Below are 571 nucleotides of genomic sequence, written 5' to 3'. Positions count from 1 at the left end.
TCGGCTGTTTAATTAAGAAGAAACAGTAGTCGTAGTAGTTCCGCGTTGGGGCTGTAGCTCAGCTGGTTAGAGCACCGTGTTGATAACGCGGGGGTCGTTGGTTCGAGTCCAACCAGCCCTACCAGTAAAAATTCCCGGGGGATTAGCTCAGCTGGGAGAGCACCTGCTTTGCAAGCAGGGGGTCGTCGGTTCGATCCCGTCATCCTCCACCAAAGTTTTACTCGAAAGTGCAAACGTAAGCCAGTCAAAAAGACTTTGGTTTAGGTTTGATCTTTTAGCGATCAAAGCTGTTTCGTTCTTTAACAATCTGGAAGAAGTAAAGATTATTTATTGATCGGTTTGCCGTAAAAAGCGAATCGATGGGTAATGATTGTATGTATCAACAAACAAGCAACAACGTTGTACTTTCTTATCCCTGTAGCGCTCTTTGATTACCTAGTAATCAGAGGCTAACGTTATAGGGACAAGCGAATAAGTGCACATGGTGGATGCCTTGGCGATTACAGGCGATGAAGGACGTAGTAGCTTGCGATAAGCTGCGGGGAGTGAGCAAACACACTTTGATCCGCAG

Annotated in this window: 2 tRNA genes and 1 rRNA gene; all 3 read left to right on the top strand. The window is 46.2% G+C overall.

Annotation, left to right across the window (positions count from 1 at the left end):
- The first annotated feature begins 47 nt into the window (after positions 1-47).
- Positions 48-124: transfer RNA gene (locus CSQ91_RS28425), tRNA-Ile, on the top strand.
- A 12-nt stretch (positions 125-136) separates the two neighbouring features.
- Positions 137-212 (top strand) — tRNA-Ala (locus tag CSQ91_RS28420).
- A 249-nt stretch (positions 213-461) separates the two neighbouring features.
- Positions 462-571 (top strand): 23S ribosomal RNA (locus tag CSQ91_RS28415); the annotation flags it as partial.

This window comes from Janthinobacterium sp. BJB301 (genome assembly GCF_002735685.1).
GTDB lineage: Bacteria > Pseudomonadota > Gammaproteobacteria > Burkholderiales > Burkholderiaceae_D > Janthinobacterium > Janthinobacterium lividum.
Note: the sequence above shows the minus strand (reverse complement) of the source record. Positions and strands in the feature narration are given on the sequence as shown.